Genomic DNA, 22,475 nt, shown 5'->3' on the forward strand with positions numbered 1-22,475 from the left:
TAGCGGCCTCAGCCCAGGTCAGATCAGCGCGCTGGCCTACCGCACGGTGCCGGCGCGCGAGGTGCTTCCCTCGCCGTCGACGTGCAGCAGCGACGCCTGCGACTGCTCCTGCTGCAGCTGAAACTCGAAACGCGAGCGATCGCCGCGATGATGCGCCACGAAGTACTCGATCGGGATGCCGTCGGCAGAGCGACTCACGCTGCGCAGCCGCAGCAGGGCGGAACCTGCGCTGACGCCGAGATGCTGCGCCTGCTCGTGCGTCGCGACCGTCGCCTCGGCGGACCGCACACCGCTCGTCGCCACGATGCCGTTGTCGGCGAGTACGCGATAGAGCGACGCCTCGGACAGATCGACGTCGAGGGTGACGCTGCCGACGGCATCCGGCATCCAGGTCGTCGAGAGCGACCAGGGTTCGCCGTCGACGTGGCGGAGGCGATCGAGCACCACGACGGGCGAACCCACTTCGACCTCGAGGGCCGCAGCGATCTCGTCGTCGGCGACCGTCGGCTCGTGGCGCAGCACGTCGCTGTGCACGTGCCCGCCGCGCCGCTCGACGTCGTCGTAGAGGCCGATCAGGGTGTGCACGAGGCTCTCGCTCGTGCGCGGACGGGAGACGAACGTGCCCTTGCCCTTGACCCGCTCGACGAGCCCTTCGTGCTCGAGCTGGGCCAGTGCCTGACGCACCACGGTGCGCGAGATGCCGTAGCGCTCGCACAGGCGGTGCTCTCCCGGCAGCGGGTCGCCCGGCTGCAGTCCGTCTCGGGTGATGCCCTCGACGATCAGCTGGCGCAGCTGGTCGTACATGGGCGCGGCGGAGTGGCGGTCGATCGAGTCGTTCATGTCAGTACGCCACTCCCGCGTGCAGGATCACGTTGGCATAGGGGGTGAACTCGCCCGACCGCACGAACGCGCGCGCCGAATGCGTGAGCTTCTTGAACTCGACGTGCGGGATGAGCTCGATCTCGAAGTCCTCGCCGGCGAAGCGCTCGCGCAGCGCGGCCAGGACCTCGGGGCTCTTCTCGGCGACCTCCTCCGAGACGGTCGCGCCCTCGACGACGAGTTCGGCGAGCACCGTGTCGAGCACGTCGAAGAAGGCGGGCGCACCCGGACGGTACGCGAGGTCGATGCGCTCGGACCCCGGCGGGATGGGCAGCCCCGCGTCGGTGACGACCAGCAGATCGGTGTGCCCGGTCTCGCTGATCACCCGAGAGAGGGCGGGATTGATGGTCGTCGCTGTCTTGCGCATGGTGCTCCTCAGGGTGTCAGTGGGCTTCTCGGGCGGCCAGGAACGCCTCGACCTCGGCGCGCAGCGGCAGGCTCGGCGATGCGCCCTGCTTCGTCACGGCGAGGGCTCCCGCCGCGGTCGCCACGCGCACGGCATCGGTCAGCGACCGTCCGTTCGCGAGCGCCGCACCGAGGTAGCCGGCGTAGGCGTCACCGGCGGCGGTCGTGTCGACCGCCTCGACGGGGAAAGGCGGGACGACGGATGCTCCGTCTGCCGTCACGACGCACGACCCCTGGCCTGCGAGCGTGATCACGGCCGCGCCGACGCCACGGTCGAGGAACCAGCGTCCGGCGAGCGCGGCGGATGCGGCATCCGTCACTTCGATGCCGCTGAGCACCGAGGCCTCGGTCTCGTTCGGGGTCACGATGTCGATGCTCGCCCAGACCGCGTCGTCGAGCGGAGCGGCGGGCGCGGGGTCGAGGATGACGGTCATGCCGTGCTCGCGGCCGCGCGTCGTGATGTGCGCGGTGAGGGCCGAGGGCGTCTCGAGCTGCGTCAGCAGCACCGATGTGGTCGGCGCGAGGGCGGCGAGTGCCGCGTCGATCTGCTCGGTGCTGAGCGCCGCGTTCGCGAGCGGCACCATCACGATGTCGTTCTGGGCCGAGGCGTCGACGCGGATGTGGGCGATGCCGGTCGGTCCCGGCACGGTGCGCAGGTGGGTGAGGTCGACCCCTGCGTCGCTGAGCCCGTCGACGACGAGGTCGTGGAAGAGGTCGTCGCCGACGCATCCGACGAAGCTCGTGCGAGCCCCTGAGCGCCCAGCGGCCACTGCCTGGTTCGCGCCCTTGCCGCCGAGCATGAGGGTGAACTCGTCTCCGAGGATGGTCTCGCCGCGGGCCGGGAGCCGGGTCGAGAAGGTCGTCACATCTGCGGTCACGCTGCCGACGATGACGACGCCGGTGCGATCGGGCGAGGTGGCGGCTGTCATGGCACTCCTGATCGTCGTCGATGCGGGGTGCTTTGACATCCTCCGCGGCTGTCATTACATTAGCCGAATCCGAACCTGTAACGACAGGTTGTGCACAAGGAGACCCGATGACCGTGTTGGCCCCCCGTCTCTATGTCGACAGCGCGGACGTCGATCGCGTCGCCTCCCTCCTCGCCGCGGGGGTCGTGCACGGGGTGACGACCAACCCCACGATCCTCGAGCGGGGCGGCCGCACCGCCGCGGAGATCCCCGACCTGTACGCCCGCTGGTCGAGCGAAGGTGCCCGCGAGATCTTCTTCCAGACATGGGGCGGCGACACCGCATCGTTCCTCCGCAACGCCGAGGGCATCCGCGCGCTCGGCGATCGTGTGGCCGTGAAGGTGCCCGCCACGCGGGACGGCTTCGCCGCGGCATCCGCTCTGGTGGCCGACGGCGCGACCGTGCTCGTCACCGCCGTGTACTCGGTCGCGCAGGCGCTGGCCTGCGCCTCGATCGGCGCGCAGTACATCGCCCCCTATCTGGGGCGGATGCGGGATGCCGGCATCGACGGCGACGCCGTGATCGCGAGGATGCAGGAGGTCTGCGCGGGCAGCGGCTCGAACGTGCTCGCGGCCAGCCTGCGCTCACCCGACGACATCACCGGTCTGCGGCTGGCAGGGGTGCCGTACTTCACCGCAGCACCCGACGTGATCGAGCAGGTGCTGTTCCACGAGGTCAGCGACAGCTCGGCCGCCGAGTTCGACGCGGCGATGGGGCGGCTCGGGGCCTGAGTCGGGTTCTCGGGCGACGCGGCGTCAGGCGGATGCCGCCTGGCGCAGCCACCGTTCGACACCGGCGATATGCGCGGTCGCGAGCGACGTCGCGAGCCCCGAGTCCCGGCGGGCGATGGCATCGGCGATAGCCCGATGCTCCGACAGGGTGCGCTCGACGGCGCCGCCCTCGGTGAGCCCGCGCCATACCCTGGCGCGCACGGTCTGGCTGCTCAGATGCTCGATGAGGCTGGCGAGGTAGGCGTTGCCGGCCATCCCCACGATCTCGCTGTGGAAGCGGATGTCGTGCTCGACGAGCTCTTCGATGCTGACGGTCGCGTCGATGGAGTCGACCTCGCGTTCGAGTTCCGCGATCGCGTCGTCGTCGCCGAGGGTGGCGGCGAGGCCCGTGGCCTGCGACTCGAGCATCCGTCGCACCGCGAAGATCTCGAGCATCGAGTCGTCGTCGTGCATGTCGACGACGAACGAGATCGCCTCGAGCAGCAGGTGCGGCTCGAGGCTCGTGACATAGGTGCCGTCGCCGCGGCGCACATCGAGCACGCGGATGACCTCGAGCGCCTTGACGGCCTCGCGCATCGAGTTGCGCGACAGGCCGAGGCGCTCGGACAGCTCCTTCTCGGGAGGGAGTCGATCACCGGGAGCCAGCTCGCCGGACACGATCATCGCCTTGATCTTCTCGATCGCCTCGTCAGTCACTGCCATGGCGTCATCCTAGCCATTCATCGGATGTCTGCGGCAGGATGGGGGCATGCGCGTACTCGATTCGCACCTGCACCTGTGGTCACCCGAGGCTCTGACCTACACCTGGCTGGAGGGCCCGCTCGCGTGGGAGTTCGCGGCGCTCGAGATCGAGCACTCGCCGATCGACGTCGCCACGGTCGAGAAGTCGGTCTTCGTGCAGGCCGAGACGATCGAAGACGACTTCCTTGCAGAGGTGCGATGGGTCGCCGATCAGGCCGATGAGGTCGGCGTCGTCGGCATCGTCGCCGGTGCGAGGCTCGACCGCGGCACCGACACGACAGCGCACCTGGAGGGTCTGGCCGCCGAGCCGCTGGTGGTCGGTGTGCGTCACAACCTGCAGGGCGAACCCGACGGACTCGCAGTGTCCGCCGCGTTCGTGACCGGCGCGCGCGAGGTCGCCGCCCGGAACTGGTCGTTCGACGCGTGCGTGCGCGCCTCGCAGCTGCCTGAGATCGCCCGCCTCGCAGGGGCCGTGCCCGAACTGCGGATGGTGCTCGATCATCTCGGCAAGCCCCAGGTCGGCACGGCGGATGCTCCGGCCGCGCCGACGATGGAGTGGGTGCGTGATCTTGACGATCTGGCACGGCATCCGCACGTGTGGTGCAAGCTGTCGGGCCTGCCGGGGGAAGCGGGTGGCGACTGGTCGCCGGAGCAGCTCGAGCCGTTCCTCGACGCCGCGGCAGATGCGTTCGGCGTCGAGAAGCTGATGTGGGGGAGTGATTGGCCGGTCTCGGTCATCGGCCCCGCAGAGGAGGGTGACCCGCACGCTCCGGAAGACGGCTCGCCGACCTATCAGCCGACGGCGCGCAGCCGGTGGGCCGACACGGTGATCGCCTGGGCCGAGCGGCGTGGACACGACGTCGACGCGATCCTCTGGCGCAACGCCGAGGAGTTCTATCGGATCGGCCAGCGGCCCGCGCATCAGGATGCGCGGGAGGAGCGACCGCGCCGCGGCATCCTGGGCTGGCTGCGCGGCGAGCGCCCGTAGGCGGGGTCGCGGTCGGCGCAGCCAGGCGGATGCGGCGGCTCAGCCGGCGGGGCGCAGGCGCAGCTGCGCCATGCCGCCGTCGACCTCGATGAACGTTCCCGTTGTGGATCCCGCGGCGGGGCTCACCAGGTAGGCGACAGCCGCGGCGACCTCGTCGGGCGAGACCAGGCGGCCATGCGGCTGGCGGGCTTCGAGGGCGGCCCGCTCGGCGGCCGGATCGTCGGCGGAGTCGAGCAGGCGTCCGACCCAGGGAGTGTCGGCGGTGCCGGGGTTCACCGCGTTGACGCGGATGCCCTCGCGCAGGTGATCGGCCGCCATGGCGCGGGTCAGGGCAGAGACGGCCCCCTTCGACGCGCTGTAGAGGGCGCGCTGAGGCAGGCCGGTCGACGACGCGATGGATGCCGTGTTGCAGACGGCCGCGCTCGGCGACTCCTTGAGCCACGGCAGTGCCGCCGAGGTGACGCGGGCGATGCCGGTGACGTTGATCGAGAGCACACGTGCCCACTCGTCGTCGTCGTTCGCGGTGATGTCGCCCTGGGCTCCGACGCCGGCGTTGTTCACCACGATGTCGATGCGGCCGAACTTCTCGGCGACGGCCGTGACGGCGGCATCCACCGATGTGCGGTCGGATACATCGGCCGTGAACGCGGCGAACGCGGCATCCGCACCCGAGGTGTCGCGGTCGAGCACCGCGATCCGGGCTCCGTCGGCGTGCAGGCGGGCGGCGATGGCGGCCCCGATGCCGGATGCTCCACCGGTGACGATCGCGACGAGTCCGTCGAGTGCAGTGCTCACTTCTGTGCCTCCCATGCCACGAACTCCTGGCGCTGGTGCCCGAGTCCTTCGATCTCGATCTCGACGACGTCGCCGGCCCGCAGGTAGGGGAACTTGCCCCCGAACGCGACGCCCTGCGGGGTGCCGGTGAGGATCAGATCGCCCGGCTCGAGCGTGACGTACTGCGACAGGTGGTGCACGATCACGCGCACGTCGAAGATCATGTCGTTCGTGTTCGAGTCCTGGCGGGTCTCGCCGTTGACCCAGCTGCGCAGCTGCAGGTCGTCGACGTCGACCTCGTCGGGGGTGACGAGCCACGGGCCGGTCGGGTTGAAGCCGGGGGCGATCTTGCCCTTCGACCACTGCCCGCCCGAGACCTCCATCTGGAACGCGCGCTCCGAGACGTCGTTCGCCACGACGTAGCCGGCGATGTGCGCCTCGGCCTGCTCGGGCGAATCGAGGTAGGCGGCGCGGGCGCCGATGACGATGCCGAGCTCGACCTCCCAGTCGGTCTTCTCGCTGCCGCGGGGGATGGTGACTGCGTCGTTGGGGCCGACCACCGTGTTCGGCGTCTTCAGGAACATGATCGGCACGGTCGGCGGCTCGGAGCCGGACTCGCGGGCGTGCGCCGCATAGTTCTGACCGATGCAGATGACGGCGCTGGGGCGGGCGATCGGCGCTCCGATGCGCATCGCGGCGGCCTCGTCGAGCACGGGGAGCTCGTCGGCGGCACGGGCGGCTTCGACGCGCGCCCGGAAGTCGCCGGCGAGGAAATCACCGTTCACATCGGATGTCACTGCCCGCAGATCGAGATAGCGGTCGCCTTCGACGAGGACGGGGATCTCGGCACCGGGGGTGCCTAGACGTGCGAACTTCATGTCTCTCCTGATCAGTGAGGATGCCGGGTGAGAGGGGTGCGCCGGGGCGGCCCGTCTCGTTGACAGTATAGACATCGGATGTTTACACTCCAAGAGATCTGCACGGATATCCGTCCCGTGCCCGAGAGGAACCCGTGAGCCGCATCGTCGCCCTCGACACGACCGACATCCGCTTCCCCACGTCGCTGAGTCTGGACGGGTCGGATGCCATGAACCCCGACCCTGACTACTCGGCCGCGTACGTGATCGTGCGCACGGATGCCGAGGACGGCGTCGAGGGCCACGCCTTCGTCTTCACGATCGGCCGCGGCAACGACGTGCAGGTCGCCGCGATCGATGCGCTCGCCGGACACCTGGTCGGCCGCGAGATCGAACCGCTGCTCGACGACATGGGCACGACCTTCCGCGACATCATCGGCGATTCGCAGCTGCGGTGGCTCGGCCCCGAGAAGGGCGTCATGCACATGGCCATCGGAGCGGTCATCAATGCGCTGTGGGACATCAAGGCCAAGCGCGCCGGCCTGCCGCTCTGGCAGCTGCTCGCGCGGATGACGCCCGAGGAGCTCGTGGGCCTCGTCGACTTCCGCTACCTCACCAATGCGCTGACGCCCGAGGACGCCCTCGAGATCCTGCGCGCCGCCGAGCCGGGTCGACTCGAGCGGGAGCGCGAGCTGCTCGCCACCGGATACCCCGGCTACACGACGAGCCCCGGGTGGCTGGGCTACTCCGACGAGAAGCTCGAGCGGCTCGCTCGCGAGGCGATGGCCGACGGCTTCACCCAGATCAAGCTCAAGGTCGGTGCTGACCTCGACGACGACATCCGCCGGTTCCGCAAGGCCCGCGAGGTCTGCGGGCCGGACTTCCCGATCGCGATCGACGCGAACCAGCGCTGGGAGGTGTCGGAGGCGATCGAGTGGGTGAACGCGCTCGCCGAATTCCACCCCGCCTGGATCGAGGAGCCCACGAGCCCCGACGACGTGCTCGGTCACGCCGAGATCGCGAGAGGTGTGGCGCCGATCAGAGTCGCCACCGGCGAGCACGCGCAGAACCGGGTGATCTTCAAGCAGCTGCTGCAGGCCGAGGCGATCTCGGTCATGCAGATCGACGCGGTGCGCGTCGCGGGCGTCAACGAGAACATCGCCAACCTGTTGCTGGCCGCCAAGTTCGGCGTGCCGGTCTGCCCGCACGCGGGTGGCGTCGGGCTGTGCGAGGCGGTGCAGCACCTGTCGATGTTCGACTTCGTCGCCGTCACCGGCACGCGCGAGGGCCGGATGATCGAGTTCGTCGACCACCTGCACGAGCACTTCGTGATTCCCACCGACATCCAGGGCGGCTCCTACATGGCGCCGACCGTGGCGGGCTCGGGCATGGAGATGAAGGCCGAGAGCATCGCCGCCTACACGTGGACGGGTCGGCATGTCGGCGCCTGAATCTCTCTCGCTTCCGGCTCTCGGATACGGCGCCGCGAACGTCGGAAACCTCTTCCGCGAGCTGAGCGACGACGAGTCGTGGGCCGTGCTGGATGCGGCGTGGGACAGCGGCATCCGCTACTTCGACACGGCTCCGCACTACGGGCTCGGGCTCTCGGAGCGCCGCCTCGGCGCCTTCCTGCAGACGAAGCCGCGCGACGAATTCGTGCTGTCGACGAAGGTCGGAAGGCTGCTGCGGCCGAACCCCGACCACGACGGCGGCCTCGACACCGCGAACGACTTCCACGTGCCCGACGACCTGCAGCGCGTGTGGGACTTCTCGGCATCGGGAATCCGCGCCAGTCTCGACGAGTCGCGCGAACGGCTGGGCATCGAGCGCATCGATCTGCTGTACCTGCACGACCCCGAGCGGCACGTCCTGGATCTCGCCCTCGCCGAAGCCCTGCCGGCGCTCGAGCAGCTGCGAACCGACGGCCAGGTCTCCGCGGTCGGGATCGGGTCGATGGTGTCGGATGCGCTCGCCGCCTCCGTGCGATCCGCAGATCTCGACCTCATCATGGTCGCGGGGCGGTACACGCTGCTCGAACAGCCCGCAGCCGCCGACGTGCTGCCGGCCTGCCGCGAGACCGGAACGGGCATCGTCGCGGCATCCGTCTTCAACTCGGGGCTGCTCGCGTCGAGCGAACCGCGTCGCGATGGCCGATACGAGTATGGCCAGCTTCCCGACGAGCTCTGGGACCGGCTGCTGCGCATCGCGCGAGTGTGCGCCGAGCACGACGTGCCGCTGCCCGCCGCAGCGATCCAGTTCCCGCTGCAGTCCGATGTGGTGCGCTCCGTCGTCGTGGGCGGCAGCCGGCCGACGCAGCTGACGCAGAACGCGGAGTACGCGGCGCTCGAGATTCCCGGCGCCCTGTGGGCTGAGCTGGCTGCTGAAGGGCTGATCCCGGCCTGAGCCGGCGTGAGCTCAGCGCCCGACGGTGGACTCGCGAACCACGAGCTCGGCGGCGAACGGCGTCGGCGCTGGCAGGTCGGCGGTGGGGTCGGTGAGCTGACGGATCAGGGCGGCACCGGCCGCTCGGCCGATCTCGTACCCGGGCTGACGCACGCTTGTGAGCGGCACGACGGTCTGGTGCGCCTGGGCGACGTCGTCGAAGCCGACCAGGGCGATCTGCTCAGGCACGCGGATCCCCTCGCGCAGCAGTCGGGTGAGCACGCCGATCGCGACCATGTCGTTCGCGGCGAAGATCGCGTCGGGGCGGTCGGCGGCGGGCGACGCGACGATCCGCTCGGCGATCTCCAGACCGTCCTCCGTCGTCAGATGCGGCACGTCGAACACATCGACCGTGGCATCCGTACCCACGACGGCGTCACGCAGCCCCAGAAGACGGTCGTTCGACTGGCTGACGCTCGGCGCCCCCAGGAACAGGATGCGGCGACGGCCGATCGACAGCAGATGCTCCCCGGCGAGGCGCCCGCCGCCGCGGTCGTCGAAACGTACGGATCCGACGCTCGGCGAGTCGGGGATCGGTCCCACGACGACCGAGCGGATGCCGCGCTCCGCGAGCTGTTCGAGCCGTGGCACGACGTCTTCGAGAGGGTAGATCACGATGCCCTGCACGCGGTGCGACTCGAACATGTCGATGTTGCGGCGTTCGATGCCGGCGTCGCGATTGCTGTTGCTGAAGAAGAGCGACCAGCCGCCCTCGCGCGCCACGTCTTCGACCCCGCGCGAGAGCTCATGGAAGTACGGCAGCCACGCGTCGAGCAGGATCAGTGCGAGCGCCTTGCTCGACCCCGCTCGCAGCTGCCGAGCCGATTCGTTCGGCACGTAGCCGAGTCGCTCGATCGCGTCTCTGACCTTCGCGGCGCTCGACTCCCCGAGCACGTGCGGGTGATTGAGGTAGTTCGAGACGGTCGAGGAGGACACCCCGGCGAGGGCTGCGACGTCTTTGACGCTGGCGGGCATGGAGCTCCTTGTCGACGGCGTCGGTGCGCGCGTGCGCGAGGGTTGCTGCGCGCCCGCGCGGCACTGACGACTCCACAGTAGCCGAGCGATTGGCACGTGCCAAGAAACTTCTTGACACCGCATCCGCCACCCCGTACCGTGACCTGAACGCAGGGTTGCAACGTGCCAATCCTGCCGAGGCGAAGGTGCCGCACACCCGTCTCCGAGAGGTCTCATGAACATCGGATGCCACGGGCTCGTCTGGACCGGACACTTCGATGCCGACGGCATCCGTCTCTCCGTCGAGAAGACGAAGGCGGCGGGATTCGACCTCATCGAGTTCCCGCTCATGGATCCGTTCTCGTTCGATGTCGCCGCGGCGAAGGATGCGCTCGAAGAGCACGATCTCGCGGTCAGCGCCTCGCTCGGGCTCTCGGGTGCGACCGACGTCACCAGCTCCGACCCCGAGGTCGTGGCTGCGGGCGAGGCCCTACTGCTCAAAGCGGTCGACGTGCTCAGCGACCTCGGCGGGCAGCACTTCTGCGGAGTGATCTACAGCGCGATGCAGAAGTACATGGACCCGGTCACCCCCGAAGGCCTCGAGAGTAGCCGCCGCACGATCGCCCGCGTCGCCGATCACGCGGCTGAGCGCGGCGTCTCGGTGTCGCTCGAGGTCGTCAACCGCTACGAGACGAACGTTCTGAACACCGCCCGTCAGGCTCTCGCCTACCTCGCGGAGATCGATCGGCCGAACCTCGGCATCCACCTCGACACGTACCACATGAACATCGAGGAGTCGGATATGTTCGCGCCGGTGCTCGACGCCGCCCCGTCGCTGCGCTACGTGCACATCGGGGAGAGCCACCGCGGATATCTCGGTACGGGAACCGTCGACTTCGACAACTTCTTCAAGGCGCTGGGGCGCATCGGATACGACGGCCCGATCGTGTTCGAGTCGTTCTCGTCGGCCGTGGTGGCTCCCGACCTCAGCCGCATGCTGGGGATCTGGCGCAACCTCTGGACCGACAACGCCGAGCTCGGCGCGCACGCCAACGCGTACATCCGCGACAAGCTCGTCGCCGTCGACTCGATCCGGCTGCATTGAGCCGGCTCATCGCCGAATCGCAGACCTGTGGCCAACTTGTTATTACAGGTCTTCCTTTCGGAAGAAGTCTTAGTTACATTTAGATACAACTTGCGCAGGGTGGGGCGCAGGCCGCAGAATTGATCCGATGTTTACGGGCCCGACCGGAAATGTCAGATAACGACCTTCAAGGAAGCAGGTGAGCACATGAGTGACCCCATTCTCAGAGTCGAGGGGATCAGTAAGGGATTCCCCGGTGTGCAGGCTCTCAAGGACGTGCACCTCGAGGTGCGTGCCGGTGAGGTGCTGGTGCTCGTGGGCGAGAACGGCGCGGGCAAGTCGACTCTCATGAAGATCCTCTCGGGGATCTACACCAAGGACGAGGGCACGATCACGTTCGAGGGCCAGGAGGTCGAGCTGACCAGCCCGCTGCAGGCGCAGCAGCTCGGGATCACGATCATCCACCAGGAACTCAACCTGATGCCCGATCTCACCGTGGCGCAGAACATCTTCGTCGGACGCGAGCCCACGACCGGGCCGTTCCTCTCGGAGCGCAAGCTCAACGCGCAGACCGCAGAGCTGCTGCAGCGACTGGGCATCCGGGTGAACCCGCGACAGCTCGTCGGTGAGCTCACCGTGGCCGAGCAGCAGATGGTCGAGATCGCCAAAGCGCTCTCGTTCAACGCCAAGGTGCTCATCATGGACGAGCCCACGTCGGCGCTCACCGATTCCGAGACCGAGACCCTGTTCGTGCTCATCGAGCAGCTGCGGGCGTCGGGCACCGGCATCGTCTACATCTCGCACCGCATGGACGAGCTGCGGCGCCTCGCCGACCGCGTCACGGTGCTCCGGGATGGCACATACATCGGATCACTGGAGAAATCCGAGGTCAGCATCCCGAAGATCATCGAGATGATGGTCGGACGCGTGATCGACGAGGGAACCAGGCCGCAGGCCCGCGACCACATCAACGACCCGATCGTGCTCGACGTGCAGGGGCTCTCGACCAAGAACCTCCTGAAAGACGTCTCGTTCCAGCTGCACAAGGGCGAGATCCTCGGCTTCGCCGGCCTCATGGGGGCGGGCCGCACCGAGACGGCGAGGGCCATCATCGGCGCCGACCACCGCGACGGCGGCACGATCGCGATCGGCGGCGATCCCGTGCGCATCGGACAGCCCGCGGATGCCGTGAAGCATGGCCTCGGCTACCTCTCGGAGGACCGCAAGCTGCTCGGGCTCATGCTCGAGCAGGACGTGACGTTCAACACCGTGCTCGCCTCGCTCGGGTCGTACGCCAACGGCATCGGCTGGATGGGCGACAGCAAGGCGAAGAACCGCACGAAGGAGTACGTGCAGCAGCTGCGGGTCAAGACGCCCTCGGTGAACCAGGTCGTGAAGCTCCTCTCCGGAGGGAACCAGCAGAAGGTCGTCATCGCCCGGTGGCTGATGCGCGACTGCGACATCCTCATCTTCGACGAGCCGACCCGAGGGATCGACGTCGGCGCGAAGGAGGAGATCTACCGCCTGATGCAGCAGCTCGCTGATCAGGGCAAATCCATCATCGTCATCTCGTCGGAACTGCCGGAGATCCTCCGCGTCGCGAACCGCATCGCGGTCTTCGCGAACGGTCGCATCACCGGAACCCTCCGCAACGAGGAAGCCAGCCAGGAGAAGATCATGCAACTCGCAGCCCACGGGGAGGAAGACTGATGAGCACCCCACAGCAGTCCGGATCGTCGACGACGACGATCATCCAGACGGCAGTCGACGAGAACACCGACAAGCGCGACATCGGCGGATTCCTCCGTCGTCAGCTCCAGCAGTCGCTGGCCTTCGGCACGCTGATCGTCCTGGTGATCTTCTTCTCGATCGCCAGCCCGAACTTCTTCACCTTCAGCAACATCGCCACGGTGCTGCTGTCGACCGCGGTCATCGGCATCCTCGCCCTCGGCACGACCTTCGTCATCATCACCGGCGGCATCGATCTCTCGATCGGGACCGGCATGGCGCTCTGCGCCGTGATGACGGGCGTGTTCGTGACGAACATGGGGCTCCCGGTCTGGGTCGGCGTGATCGGCGGTGTCCTCACGGGTGTCCTCATGGGACTCGTGAACGGCATCAACATCACCTTCCTCCGACTGCCCCCGTTCATCGCCACCCTCGCGATGATGATGATCGCCGGCGGACTCGCCCTCGTCATCTCGAACGTCTCGCCGATCTACTTCTCGACGTCGGCCCCCGACTTCAAGAAGATCGCGCTCGGCGTGATCATCCCCGGCATCCCGAACGCCGTGCTGATCACCGCGGTGGCCGCGATCATCGCCTGGCTGGTGCTGTCGAAGACGCTCCTCGGCCGCTACACGTTCGCGATCGGCTCGAACGAGGAGGCCACCCGCCTCTCGGGTGTGAACACGCGACGCTGGACGATCCTCATCTACATGTTCGCCGGAGCCTTCACCGGCATCGCGGGCATCGTGATCGCCGCCCGCCTCGACTCGGCCCAGCCGCAGATCGGCACCGGCTACGAGCTGCAGGCGATCGCCGCGGTCATCATCGGCGGAACCTCGCTGCTCGGCGGACGAGGATCCATCCTCGGCACCGTGATCGGTGCGCTCATCATGAGCGTGCTCGTCAACGGCCTGCGCATCATGTCGATCCAGTCGGAATGGCAGAACATCGTCGTCGGCATCGTCGTGCTGCTGGCCGTGTTCCTCGACTCGCTGCGCAACCGCCAGCGCACCTGATCACACAGATCTACACCCCCCACCACCACACAGAGAACAATGGAGTTTCCATGAAATTCGGCAAGAAGACCGCATTCGCGGCACTCGTGGCCGCATCCGCCCTCGTCTTCGCGGGCTGCGCCGGCGGCGGTGACGTCATCGAAGAAGGCAGTGGCGACGGATCGAGCGGCGACGGCGAGATGTACATCGCCCTCGTCTCGAAGGGCTTCCAGCACCAGTTCTGGCAGGCAGTCAAGCAGGGCGCTCAGGAGAAGGCAGACGAGCTCGGCGTGAAGATCACGTTCGAGGGCCCGGCCGCCGAGACCGAGATCGCCCAGCAGCTCGAGATGCTGACCACCGCGATCGACAAGAACCCGGATGCCATCGCCTACGCCGCCCTCGACCCCGAGGCGTGCGTCGCCCCGCTCGAGCAGGCCAAGGCCAAGGACATCCCGGTCGTCTACTTCGACGCCCCGTGCGACGGAGACGTCGGACTCAGCCTCTCGGCGACCGACAGCAAGGTCGCGGGTGCGCTCGCCGCAGAGCACATGGCCGAGCTGATCGGAGGCGAGGGCGAGGTCGCCATCGTCGGTCACTCGAACATCAACTCGACCGGTGTCGAGCGTCGCGACGGCTTCGTCGAGAAGATCGAGGCGGACTACCCCGACATCGACATCGTCGACATCCAGTACGGTGACGGCGACCACCTGAAGTCGGCTGACATCGCCAAGACGCTGATCGCCGCCCACCCCGACCTCAAGGGCATCTACGGCACCAACGAGGGTTCGGCCATCGGCGTCGTGAACGCCGTGAACGAGCTCGGTCTCGAGAAGGGCAAGATCACGATCGTCGGATTCGACTCCGGCGCCGCGCAGATCAACGCCATCAAGGACGGCACCATGGCCGGCGCGATCACGCAGGACCCGATCGGCATCGGCAAGCAGGTCGTCCAGGCGGCATACGACGCCGCCAACGGCGATGACGTCGACGAGTTCTACGACACCGGTTCGTACTGGTACGACAGCACGAACCTCGAGGATGAGAACATCGCAGCGGTCCTCTACGAGTGACCCGCTGAGATCGACAGAAGCCCCTCGCCTTCGGGCGGGGGGCTTTCTGTGTGCCCGGGTGGATTTCTGGGTGCCGGGTGGCCGGGGGCTGGCGGGATCCGTGCACAGATGCATGCTCAGATCACGGATGCAGGCGCAGACGCGCGGAATCGGCATGCAGGTGTGTTCTGGGCATGCAGGTGTGAGCGGCTGCAGGTGTGACGGGTGGATGCGGGAGGGGGGCGGGTGAGGCATCGGCGCACAGACGGATGCTCAGATCACGGATGCAGGCCCAGACGCGCGGAATCGGCATGCAGGTGTGTTCTGGGCATGCAGGTGTCGTGCGGGCATGCAGGGGTGAGGGGCGGGGGATACCGGGGAGGGGAGCGTGCGGCGCCGTCAGATGCGACGGAGGAAGGTCAGGATCGACGACGGCTCGACGATCAGCTGCTGCAGCGCCTCGTTGAACGGGACCCCGGCCGGGGCTGCGATGTGCGCCTGGAAGGCCGCCTCGTCGCGATAGACCTCGTAGACGAAGAACCGGTCGGAGTCATCGACGAGGCGCGTCGCATCGAACACGACGTTGCCCTCTTCGGCTCGCACGACCTCGGCGAAATCGCGGAGCAGGGCGGCGACCTCGTCGCCCTTCTCCGGGCGTGCGGTGAACACGGCGTGCAGGATGGTCGGCTCGGCCATGAGGGCTCCTCGGGGTGGATACGGAATGCGAGATGGATGCGGGATGCGGGGTACGGGATGCGGGGCAGGCGATGCGGGATCAGGATGACACGGTGAGCAGGCGCGCCGGGTTGGCGACCAGCATCCGCTCTACGGCGTCGTCGCCGACGGCGGAGCGCAGTCGCGGCAGGTAGCGCTCGCCGAGATAGGCGAGGCCTGGCATGCCGCCGTAGGCGAGGTAGCGGGTGCGGCGGGCGACATCGCCGCCGAGCAGCACCCGATCGACCGCGCCGAGGGCGACGACCTTCTCGGTCAGGGCGAGCAGCTCGGCATCCGATCTCGTGCGGGGGCGCGCGAATCCGTCGTATCCGAGGTATGCGCCGCGCTCGGCGAGCGAGGCGTGCAGACCCGAGTCCGGATCGCGGTCGGCGTGCGCGAGCACGACACGATCGGATGCGACGCCCTCGGCCTCGAGCGCGTCGAGCACCTCGTGCGCGGCGGTGCAGAACTCCAGGTGCACCATCACCGGGGCCCCGGTCGCGCGATGTGCCTCGGCCACCGCGAGCAGGGTCGTGTGCTCGAACGGGGTGATGCTCCAGTAGCCGACGCCGGCCTTGAGCATCCCGGCGCGCACCGGCGATCCATCCGGAGCTGCGGCACGGGGGACGTCGGGCGTCTCGAACACCAGCGCATCGTCGACCAGCATCCCTCGCGTCACCTCGGCGACGAACAGCTCGGTCAGGCGCTCGACATCCCACACCCGCATCGGGTGGTCGTCGCCGTAGTGCGCCTCGCGATGGCGCCCGGTGGTCGCGACGACATGCATCCCGGTGCCGGCGCTGATGCGTGCGACCCCCTCGGGGTCTCGCCCGAGGCCGAACGGGGTCGCATCCACCATCGCGGCGAAGCCGCTGGCCTTCAGCCGGGCGGCCTCCTGTCCCGAGAGGTCTTCGTCGTCGAGCTCGTCGCCGGCCAGCAGCGGCGAGATCTGGAACAGGTGCTCGTGATAGTTCGTCGCCCCGAGCTTCGTCGGGTCGATGTCGCCGAGAACCGTGCGGACGATCGGCATCAGCGCACCGATTCGGCGGCCTCGGCGAGCTGTTCGACGATCTCGGGGGTGAGGTCGATCTCGAACACGTCGGCGACGACCTGCGACCAGCCGTGGATGAAGTACCGCCAGCCGTCGACCACATGCAGACCGCGCGCGGCCTCCTGCGCCCTGGCCTGATGCAGGAACTCGAGCGACCCGCGGTAGTTGAACTCCCACACCCACGCGCCCTCGGGGAACACGACATCGTCGGGCAGCGGCGAGCCGGGGCGGTCCTTACCGAGTCCGGTGGCGTTCACGATCAGCGAGCCCGCAGGGGCTGCCGCGACGATGGCCGCGGCATCCTGCACCGTGTCGGTGCGCACGTACGTGATCAGGCCGTCGGGGGTGCCGTGCTGGCGGTGCACCTCGCGCAGGTGGTCGAGCTTGTCGTCGTCGCGGGCGGTCACGGTGATCCTGGCCGGAGCATCCGCTCGCTCCGCCAGGGCCCAGCTGAGCGCGGTGCCCGAGCCGCCGGCGCCGAGGATCACGACCTCGGCCCCGGTGCGGGCGAAGTGGTCGGTCGGGAGGAAGTCGTTCAGGGCGAGGTCGACCGTGAGGGGATCCTTGGCACGCCCGATCAGGCGATCGCCCCGCTTCGAGATGCTCGAGATCTCGGAGCACGAGACCGCGAACGGGTCGAGTTCGTCGAAGAGGTCGGATGCCGCGGCGAAGACGTTCATCTTGTGGGTCGTGACGAGTGCGCCCCGGTGCTGAGGATCGTCGCGGATCTGCTCGACCATCGCGACGTACTGCGCCGGCGTCGCATCCATCGGCAGGTCGTGCCCGAGGAGGTTCTCGGTGGGGAGCCCGAGCACCTCGGCCCACTTCGGGAACACCTTCATGATCGACGACGATCCGGTGCTCACGCCGACGAAGCCCATGTAGCCGCCGGTCTCGGGAGTCGCGGGGGTCGCGGGAGTCTCGGTGATGGTCATGGCCTGGTCCTTCAGGTTCGGGGAGAGACGGGGTGAGTGGGCACACGGCCCGCGAGGATGGCGAGCACATCGTCGAGAGACATCGAGCCCATGTTGTCGACGGCCTGCGTGGTCTGCGCGCCCAGGTGCGGGGTGACGGTCACGCGGTCGGCGAGGTCGTCGGCGAGCAGCGGGCTCGCGCTCGCCGCGGTGTCGCCGGCCAGGGTGTCGGCCGCGTATCCGCCGAGACGTCCGTCGCGCAGGGCGGCGGCGAGAGCCACCTCGTCGACGAGGTCGGGGCGGGCGGTGTTCACCAGGATCATCCCGGGCCGGATGCTGTCGAGACGCGCCGCATCGACGAGAGTCTGGCCGCCCGGGGCGTGCAGCGTGATCAGATCGGCGGTGCGGAAGAGCTCATCGAGGTCGACCGGCTCGGCCCCGCGCTCGGCGATGACGCCGGCGGGAAGGAACGGATCGGCCGCGAGCGCACGCGAGCCGAAGCCGCCGAGGCGCCGGGCGACGCCCTGGCCGATGCGGCCGAAGCCCACGATGCCGACGGTGGCTGCTCCGAGCTCGCGGCCGCGCCGCACGGCCCAGTCGCCGGTGCGCACGCGTCGATCGCCGTCGGGGATGAAGCGCAGAGCGGCGAGCATGAGGCCGACGGCGTGGTCGGCGACGGCATCCGCATTCGCACCCGGGGTGTTGGTCACGGGGATGCCGCGCCGCAGCGCCGCATCGAGGTCGACCGCCTCGGTGCCGACGCCGTAGCGGGCGACGACCTTGAGATTCGGGGCGGCGGCGAGGTGCTCGTCGGTCACGGGTCCTGTGCCGGCGATCCAGCCCTCGGCCGCGGCGAGCAGGGGCGCGAGCTCGGTGAGCCCGTGATGCGCGGGGCCGCGGACGATCTCGTGGCCGGCGGCATGCGCGCGCCCGACGAGGTCGAGGTCGCCGTCTGAGAACGAGCGGCTGGTGGCGAGGATGACTCCCATCAGGCGTCCCGGGTGGCGGGGGCCTGGGCGAACCACGGCTCGAGCGCGGTGTACGCGTCGACGAAACGGGTGTGGCGCTGCGCGTGCACGGCGTGCCGACCGGCATCCGGGGTGAACTCTGCCGTCACCTCGCTGAGAGCCCTGGCCGCCGAGAAGTCGGCGAGGCCGAGTCCCACCGCGCCGGTGACTGCGGCGCCGAGGCTGTTGGCCTCTTCGACGATCGTGCGGCGACGGATCGGCACGCCCCAGACGTCGGCGAGGATGCCGAGCCAGGCGTCGCTCTGGGCTCCGCCGCCCACCGCATCGATGCGGTCGATTGTTGCTCCCGATTCGCGGAACGCCTGGATGCAGGTGAGCAGGTTGTACGCCACGCCCTCGAGTACGGCGCGGGTGAGGTGCGCGCGCGTGTGGTGGCGCCCCAGGCCGACGAAGGCTCCGCGGGCGTGCGGGTCCCACAGCGGAGAGCGCTCGCCGAGCAGGTAGGGGAGGAAGTAGAGGTCTTCGGTGTCGAGGTCGCCGCCGGCCTCTGCCGTGAGGCGCGCGGTGTCGGGGTGCGCGGGGTCGGGGGAGAGCGCTTCGGCGATCCACTGCACCGATGCGCCGCCGGCCTGCATGGTCGCGGTCGGCACGAACGATCCGGGCACCACGTTGTCGAACGTCATGGTGCGCATCTGCGGATCGTGCAGCGGAGCGAGGCTCGCGAACGAGATCCACGACGAGGTGCCCAGGCACACGTACGCGCCGTCTTCGGGGGCGACGATGCCCGAGCCCACCGCGGCCAGCGGACCGTCTCCGCCACCCATCACGACGCGAACGGATGCCGGGAGGCCCAGTGCAACGGCCGAGGCGGTCGTGAGTGAGCCTGCGACGGTCGTCGACTCGAGGATCTCGGGGAAAAGGGCGGCGTCGAGTCCGGCGGCGGCGAGAACGTCGGCCGACCAGGTGCCGCGCAGCTGGTCGTAGGCGTTGGTGCCCGAGGCGTCGGAGCGTTCGGTGGCGAGGCGCCCGGTGAGCCGGTAGACGATGTAGTCCTTGGCGACGCAGAAATGGCGCACGCGCGCCCACACCTCGGGCTCGTTGTCGCGCACCCACATGATCTTCTCGAGAGAGTAGGTGGGGTTCAGGCGATGGCCGAGCACGCGGTAGGCGTCCTTCGCGCCGAGGTGCTGCTCGAGCGTCCGGGTCTGCGCACCCGAACGGGTGTCGGCCCAGATGATCGCCGGGCGCACCGGCTCTCCGTGGGCGTCGAGAAGCACGGTGCCCATCATCTGGCCGCTGACGACGAGGCCTCCGATGGTCTCGGGCCCGACGCCGGCGCGATCGATCAACTGTCGGGTCGCCGAGACGACGGCATCCCACCAGTCCGCCGGATCCTGCTCGGCGATGCCGCCCGCGGCGAAGTGCGCCGGGTAGGGCACGGTGACCGAGGTGACGAGGCGGCCGTCGTCGTGGTGCAGGGACGCCTTGTCTCCCGTGGTCCCGAGGTCGTGCGCGATGAGCATGATCGACCCTATTCCGCGGAGGGGGACGCGGAATAGGGACGCAGGTCGACGCCCTCGTTCGAGCGGTAGGCGCGGGAGCCCATGCCGTGCTCGAGCACCCAGCCGTAGTCGTGGCCGGCGCCGCCCGGATACACCGCGAGGAACGCATAGGGCTCATCGCCCGTGTTCACCGAGCGGTGGGCCCAGCCCGGGGGAATGTAGCCGATCGTTCCCGGCAGCATGTCGAGCCATTCGGTGCGCTCGCCGTCGAACATGAGCAGCCCGCCGCGACCCTTGAGTGCCAGGTAGATCTCGCCCTGGTGGTTCGGGTGCTGGTGGCCCTTGGTCATCCAGAGCTCGCCCGAGGTGTCGCCGGGCATGATCGTGGTGATCGACTGCGGCAGTTCACGGTCCACCTCGGGCACGGGAGAGCTGACCACGGTGTAGACGACGGGGTCGTCGCCGGCGGATGCGGCGGCCCAGGCGTCCGCGTCGAGGAAGAGCCCCTCGAGGTCGGACATGCGCCGCGTGAGCGTGGGCCCCTCGGGCGAGAGCGTGAGCTTCTCGGCGTCGAACGCGATCGCCATCGGCGAGATCGGAGGCGTGTGGAACTGGGGCATCGGTGCTCCTCGTACGGGTGCTGCGGCGCTGCGCAACCTGTAATGACAAGCTGAGTGTACCTGTTATGACAAGTGGCGTCCAGTGCTCAGATGCGCGGGGGTGGGAGCGCGGGTGTGCGCGGCGAATCGCGAGCGTCGCCGCGCAGAGAAGGCTCCGGTCGCAGTTGATGCCGCCCACGGGGCGATCAGGCGGCACGAAGTGCGACCGGAGCGGGAATGCCCAAATCTCAGGATGCTGCGCGCAGCGCCCGAGCGAGGTGCGCGCGGCTGCCGCTGATCGCCTCGGCTGTCACCTCTTCGACCCCCGGATACTCGGCATGGCCCGCCGGGAGGACGGCGAGCTCGAGCATCCGTGCCGCGTTCGCGACGCCGAACTGGCCCTGAGGGGGCACGTACGGGTCCCATAGCGCCGCCTCGACCCGCACCGGAACGCGGGCGAAGCCGAGGGCCGTCGAGGCGTCGAACCAGCGCAGCACCTCGCGGGCCTCCGGATGCGCGGCGACGTGGTCGCGCACGGTCTCGCCGCTGCCCACACAGTGCACCGCGAGACGCTCGTCGTACTGACCGAAGCTCGGCACGACGAGGGTCGCGCCGATGAAGCGCTCATCCCACGGGAGGGCGAGTGCGCCGATGCCTCCGCCGAAGCTCTCGCCGACGTAGTAGAGAGGCAGGGGGCCGACGAGGGTCGTGAGAGCGTCCGCTGCGAGCCAGAGGTCACGGGCACACAGGCCCAGCACGTAGGAGTCCGGGGTCTCGATCCCGGCCAGCACATGCGCGGCCTTGGGCTCGGGGGCACCGACGCCCGTGTTCAGAGTGGGCAGCCCGCGGGCGACGGGAAAGATCGCGGCCGCATCGTCGGGCACCCTGGCCAGATCGATCGCATCCCGCCCTCCGTAGCCGTGACTGTGCACGACGCCGACGCGCGCCGGAGCGGACAGGGGCTCGACGAGCCAGGCCCGCAGACGAGTGCCGTCGACTCCCGCGTGCTCGATGATCGACACGCGTCTGCCGTGCGCGGTCTCGGTGGACAGCACGGCGGGATCGGCATCCACCGTCTCGGCCTGCTCGCGCCAGCCCTGCCACCGTTCGGCGAACCCGTCGGGGGCGGCGATCGGAGCGATCGTGCGGAGCGTGCTCAGCGTGTGTCCGTAGCTCGCGTCGAACTCGGCGTCGGCGAACCAGGTGTCGTAGGGGGAGGGGAAGGTCATGCGCGGGCGGGATTCCTGTCGAGAAGCGGGCGGTGTCGAGGGTGAGTCAGCCGCGGGATGCCGGGCGGCGCCGTGGCAGACTGGAGGCCCCACCGGAAGGAGAGCGCGTGCTGGTCACCGAGCGACGAGAGCGCATCCTCGCAGCCGCGCGCGAGCGTGGAGCAGCATCCGTCGCGGAGCTTGCAGCCGCGCTGCAGGTGAGCGAGATGACCGTCCGGCGCGACATCGACCAGCTGGCCGATGAGGGCGTCGTCGAACGCGTTCGCGGCGGGATGCGACTGCGTGCAGGGCACCGTCCGAGCACGGCTCCGGCGGTCTCGGCCGAGCGGCGCGCGATCGCTGAGGCCGCGGCCACGATGATCGAGCCCGGCATGGCGATCGGCATCTCGGGCGGCGCGACAGGGCTCGCGCTCGCACGTGCGGTGCGCGACGTCGCCGATCTCACGGTGGTCACCAATTCGCTCTCCGTGGCCGATCTGTTCTCGCCCCCGGAGCGCGCCGACGCGCCCTACACGCAGACCGTCGTGCTCACCGGTGGTGTGCGCACTCCCGCCGAGTCCCTCGTCGGCCCCGTCGCCGTGCGGGCGCTCGAGCACCTGCACTGCGACCTCGTGTTCCTCGACGCGCACGGGCTCGACGTGCACGCCGGCATCACGACGATGAACCTCCTCGAGGCCGAGACCAGCCGCGCGTTCATGGCGACCGCGCGAGAGGTGATCGTGCTCGCGGATCACACACGCTGGGGCGTGGTCGGCCTGACGACGATCGCCGACCTCTCCGACATCGACCGGCTGATCACGGACGACGGTCTCGACGACGAGGCCCGACAGCAGCTGGCGGCCCACGTCGGCAGCCTGCAGGTCGCCGCGCGCGGCACCGAGGCGTCGGCCGGAACCGACTGAT

General features: G+C 69.1%; 23 protein-coding genes. 9 read left to right on the plus strand and 14 right to left on the minus strand.

Annotated elements, in window-relative coordinates:
- Positions 1 to 36: 36 nt before the first annotated feature.
- The 3 genes from ASF80_RS18125 to ASF80_RS18135 are packed head-to-tail and all read right to left on the minus strand — an operon-like array spanning position 37 to position 2,213.
- Positions 37 to 840: a GntR family transcriptional regulator gene (locus ASF80_RS18125; protein ID WP_056313838.1), complete on the minus strand. Its 804-nt coding sequence runs from the start codon at positions 838 to 840 to the stop codon at positions 37 to 39.
- Between the two features lies 1 nt (position 841).
- Positions 842 to 1,246 (minus strand): D-ribose pyranase, encoded by a 405-nt coding sequence (gene rbsD / locus ASF80_RS18130; RefSeq protein WP_056313840.1) that lies wholly within the window; start codon positions 1,244 to 1,246, stop codon positions 842 to 844.
- 16 nt (positions 1,247 to 1,262) lie between these two features.
- Positions 1,263 to 2,213, minus strand: coding sequence for a ribokinase (locus ASF80_RS18135; protein WP_056313842.1), 951 nt, complete (start codon positions 2,211 to 2,213; stop codon positions 1,263 to 1,265).
- Between the two features lie 107 nt (positions 2,214 to 2,320).
- Between ASF80_RS18135 and ASF80_RS18140 the strand changes: the two genes are divergently transcribed.
- Positions 2,321 to 2,983, plus strand: a complete 663-nt coding sequence (locus ASF80_RS18140; RefSeq protein WP_056313845.1) for a transaldolase family protein — start codon at positions 2,321 to 2,323, stop codon at positions 2,981 to 2,983.
- A gap of 24 nt (positions 2,984 to 3,007) precedes the next feature.
- Here the strand turns inward: ASF80_RS18140 and ASF80_RS18145 are convergent, their stop codons facing one another.
- Complete coding sequence (locus ASF80_RS18145) at positions 3,008 to 3,685, minus strand: FadR/GntR family transcriptional regulator (protein WP_056313847.1); 678 nt, start codon at positions 3,683 to 3,685, stop codon at positions 3,008 to 3,010.
- A 46-nt stretch (positions 3,686 to 3,731) separates the two neighbouring features.
- Between ASF80_RS18145 and ASF80_RS18150 the strand changes: the two genes are divergently transcribed.
- Complete coding sequence (locus ASF80_RS18150; protein WP_056313849.1) at positions 3,732 to 4,712, plus strand: amidohydrolase family protein; 981 nt, start codon at positions 3,732 to 3,734, stop codon at positions 4,710 to 4,712.
- A gap of 39 nt (positions 4,713 to 4,751) precedes the next feature.
- Here ASF80_RS18150 and ASF80_RS18155 read toward each other — a convergent pair whose 3' ends face one another.
- Both ASF80_RS18155 and ASF80_RS18160 read right to left on the minus strand, forming a co-directional pair.
- Positions 4,752 to 5,522 carry an SDR family NAD(P)-dependent oxidoreductase gene (locus ASF80_RS18155; RefSeq protein WP_056313851.1) on the minus strand — a complete coding sequence of 257 codons (771 nt, stop codon included), beginning with the start codon at positions 5,520 to 5,522 and terminating at the stop codon, positions 4,752 to 4,754.
- A complete protein-coding gene (locus tag ASF80_RS18160) occupies positions 5,504 to 6,364 on the minus strand; it encodes a fumarylacetoacetate hydrolase family protein (RefSeq protein WP_056313853.1) in 861 nt (286 codons plus the stop codon). Before ASF80_RS18160 ends, ASF80_RS18155 begins: the two co-directional genes overlap by 19 nt.
- 134 nt (positions 6,365 to 6,498) lie before the next feature.
- Here ASF80_RS18160 and ASF80_RS18165 point away from each other — a divergent pair, with 134 nt between their 5' ends.
- Positions 6,499 to 7,794: an L-fuconate dehydratase gene (locus ASF80_RS18165; RefSeq protein WP_056313855.1), complete on the plus strand. Its 1,296-nt coding sequence runs from the start codon at positions 6,499 to 6,501 to the stop codon at positions 7,792 to 7,794.
- Entirely contained in the window at positions 7,781 to 8,746 is a 966-nt protein-coding gene (locus ASF80_RS18170) for an aldo/keto reductase (RefSeq protein WP_056313857.1), read from the plus strand. Before ASF80_RS18165 ends, ASF80_RS18170 begins: the two co-directional genes overlap by 14 nt.
- A 12-nt stretch (positions 8,747 to 8,758) precedes the next feature.
- On the opposite strand, the gene ASF80_RS18175 is transcribed toward ASF80_RS18170, so the two are convergent.
- The gene (locus tag ASF80_RS18175; protein ID WP_056313859.1) at positions 8,759 to 9,760 is read right to left on the minus strand and encodes a LacI family DNA-binding transcriptional regulator; all 1,002 of its coding nucleotides are present in this window, start codon (positions 9,758 to 9,760) and stop codon (positions 8,759 to 8,761) included.
- 214 nt (positions 9,761 to 9,974) lie between these two features.
- On the opposite strand from ASF80_RS18175, the gene ASF80_RS18180 reads away from it, so the two are divergent.
- From ASF80_RS18180 to ASF80_RS18195, 4 genes are all read left to right on the plus strand, one after another.
- Positions 9,975 to 10,844 (plus strand): sugar phosphate isomerase/epimerase family protein, encoded by an 870-nt coding sequence (locus tag ASF80_RS18180; protein ID WP_056313860.1) that lies wholly within the window; start codon positions 9,975 to 9,977, stop codon positions 10,842 to 10,844.
- A 186-nt stretch (positions 10,845 to 11,030) separates the two neighbouring features.
- The gene (locus ASF80_RS18185) at positions 11,031 to 12,533 is read left to right on the plus strand and encodes a sugar ABC transporter ATP-binding protein (protein ID WP_056313862.1); all 1,503 of its coding nucleotides are present in this window, start codon (positions 11,031 to 11,033) and stop codon (positions 12,531 to 12,533) included.
- Positions 12,533 to 13,567 (plus strand): ABC transporter permease, encoded by a 1,035-nt coding sequence (locus ASF80_RS18190; protein WP_200933996.1) that lies wholly within the window; start codon positions 12,533 to 12,535, stop codon positions 13,565 to 13,567. Before ASF80_RS18185 ends, ASF80_RS18190 begins: the two co-directional genes overlap by 1 nt.
- A gap of 50 nt (positions 13,568 to 13,617) precedes the next feature.
- On the plus strand, positions 13,618 to 14,616 hold the full coding sequence (locus tag ASF80_RS18195) for an ABC transporter substrate-binding protein (RefSeq protein ID WP_056313864.1): 999 nt from the start codon (positions 13,618 to 13,620) through the stop codon (positions 14,614 to 14,616).
- A gap of 378 nt (positions 14,617 to 14,994) precedes the next feature.
- Here the strand turns inward: ASF80_RS18195 and ASF80_RS18200 are convergent, their stop codons facing one another.
- From ASF80_RS18200 to ASF80_RS18230, 7 genes are all read right to left on the minus strand, one after another.
- Positions 14,995 to 15,291 carry a putative quinol monooxygenase gene (locus tag ASF80_RS18200; RefSeq protein WP_056313866.1) on the minus strand — a complete coding sequence of 99 codons (297 nt, stop codon included), beginning with the start codon at positions 15,289 to 15,291 and terminating at the stop codon, positions 14,995 to 14,997.
- 79 nt (positions 15,292 to 15,370) lie between these two features.
- Positions 15,371 to 16,339: a phosphotriesterase gene (locus ASF80_RS18205; RefSeq protein WP_056313868.1), complete on the minus strand. Its 969-nt coding sequence runs from the start codon at positions 16,337 to 16,339 to the stop codon at positions 15,371 to 15,373.
- Positions 16,339 to 17,295, minus strand: coding sequence for a shikimate dehydrogenase family protein (locus ASF80_RS18210; RefSeq protein ID WP_056313870.1), 957 nt, complete (start codon positions 17,293 to 17,295; stop codon positions 16,339 to 16,341). The genes ASF80_RS18205 and ASF80_RS18210 overlap by 1 nt, the downstream gene beginning before the upstream one ends.
- Positions 17,296 to 17,306: 11 nt before the next feature.
- Positions 17,307 to 18,263: an NAD(P)-dependent oxidoreductase gene (locus ASF80_RS18215; RefSeq protein WP_082488480.1), complete on the minus strand. Its 957-nt coding sequence runs from the start codon at positions 18,261 to 18,263 to the stop codon at positions 17,307 to 17,309.
- Complete coding sequence (gene xylB, locus ASF80_RS18220; protein ID WP_056313873.1) at positions 18,263 to 19,765, minus strand: xylulokinase; 1,503 nt, start codon at positions 19,763 to 19,765, stop codon at positions 18,263 to 18,265. Before xylB ends, ASF80_RS18215 begins: the two co-directional genes overlap by 1 nt.
- 8 nt (positions 19,766 to 19,773) lie before the next feature.
- Complete coding sequence (locus ASF80_RS18225; protein WP_056313874.1) at positions 19,774 to 20,364, minus strand: glucose-6-phosphate isomerase family protein; 591 nt, start codon at positions 20,362 to 20,364, stop codon at positions 19,774 to 19,776.
- 227 nt (positions 20,365 to 20,591) lie between these two features.
- Positions 20,592 to 21,572, minus strand: coding sequence for an acetylxylan esterase (locus tag ASF80_RS18230; protein WP_056313876.1), 981 nt, complete (start codon positions 21,570 to 21,572; stop codon positions 20,592 to 20,594).
- A 107-nt stretch (positions 21,573 to 21,679) separates the two neighbouring features.
- Here ASF80_RS18230 and ASF80_RS18235 point away from each other — a divergent pair, with 107 nt between their 5' ends.
- Positions 21,680 to 22,474, plus strand: coding sequence for a DeoR/GlpR family DNA-binding transcription regulator (locus tag ASF80_RS18235; RefSeq protein WP_056313878.1), 795 nt, complete (start codon positions 21,680 to 21,682; stop codon positions 22,472 to 22,474).
- Position 22,475: the final 1 nt, after the last annotated feature.

The sequence above is a fragment of the Microbacterium sp. Leaf159 genome (assembly GCF_001423615.1).
Lineage (GTDB): Bacteria > Actinomycetota > Actinomycetes > Actinomycetales > Microbacteriaceae > Microbacterium.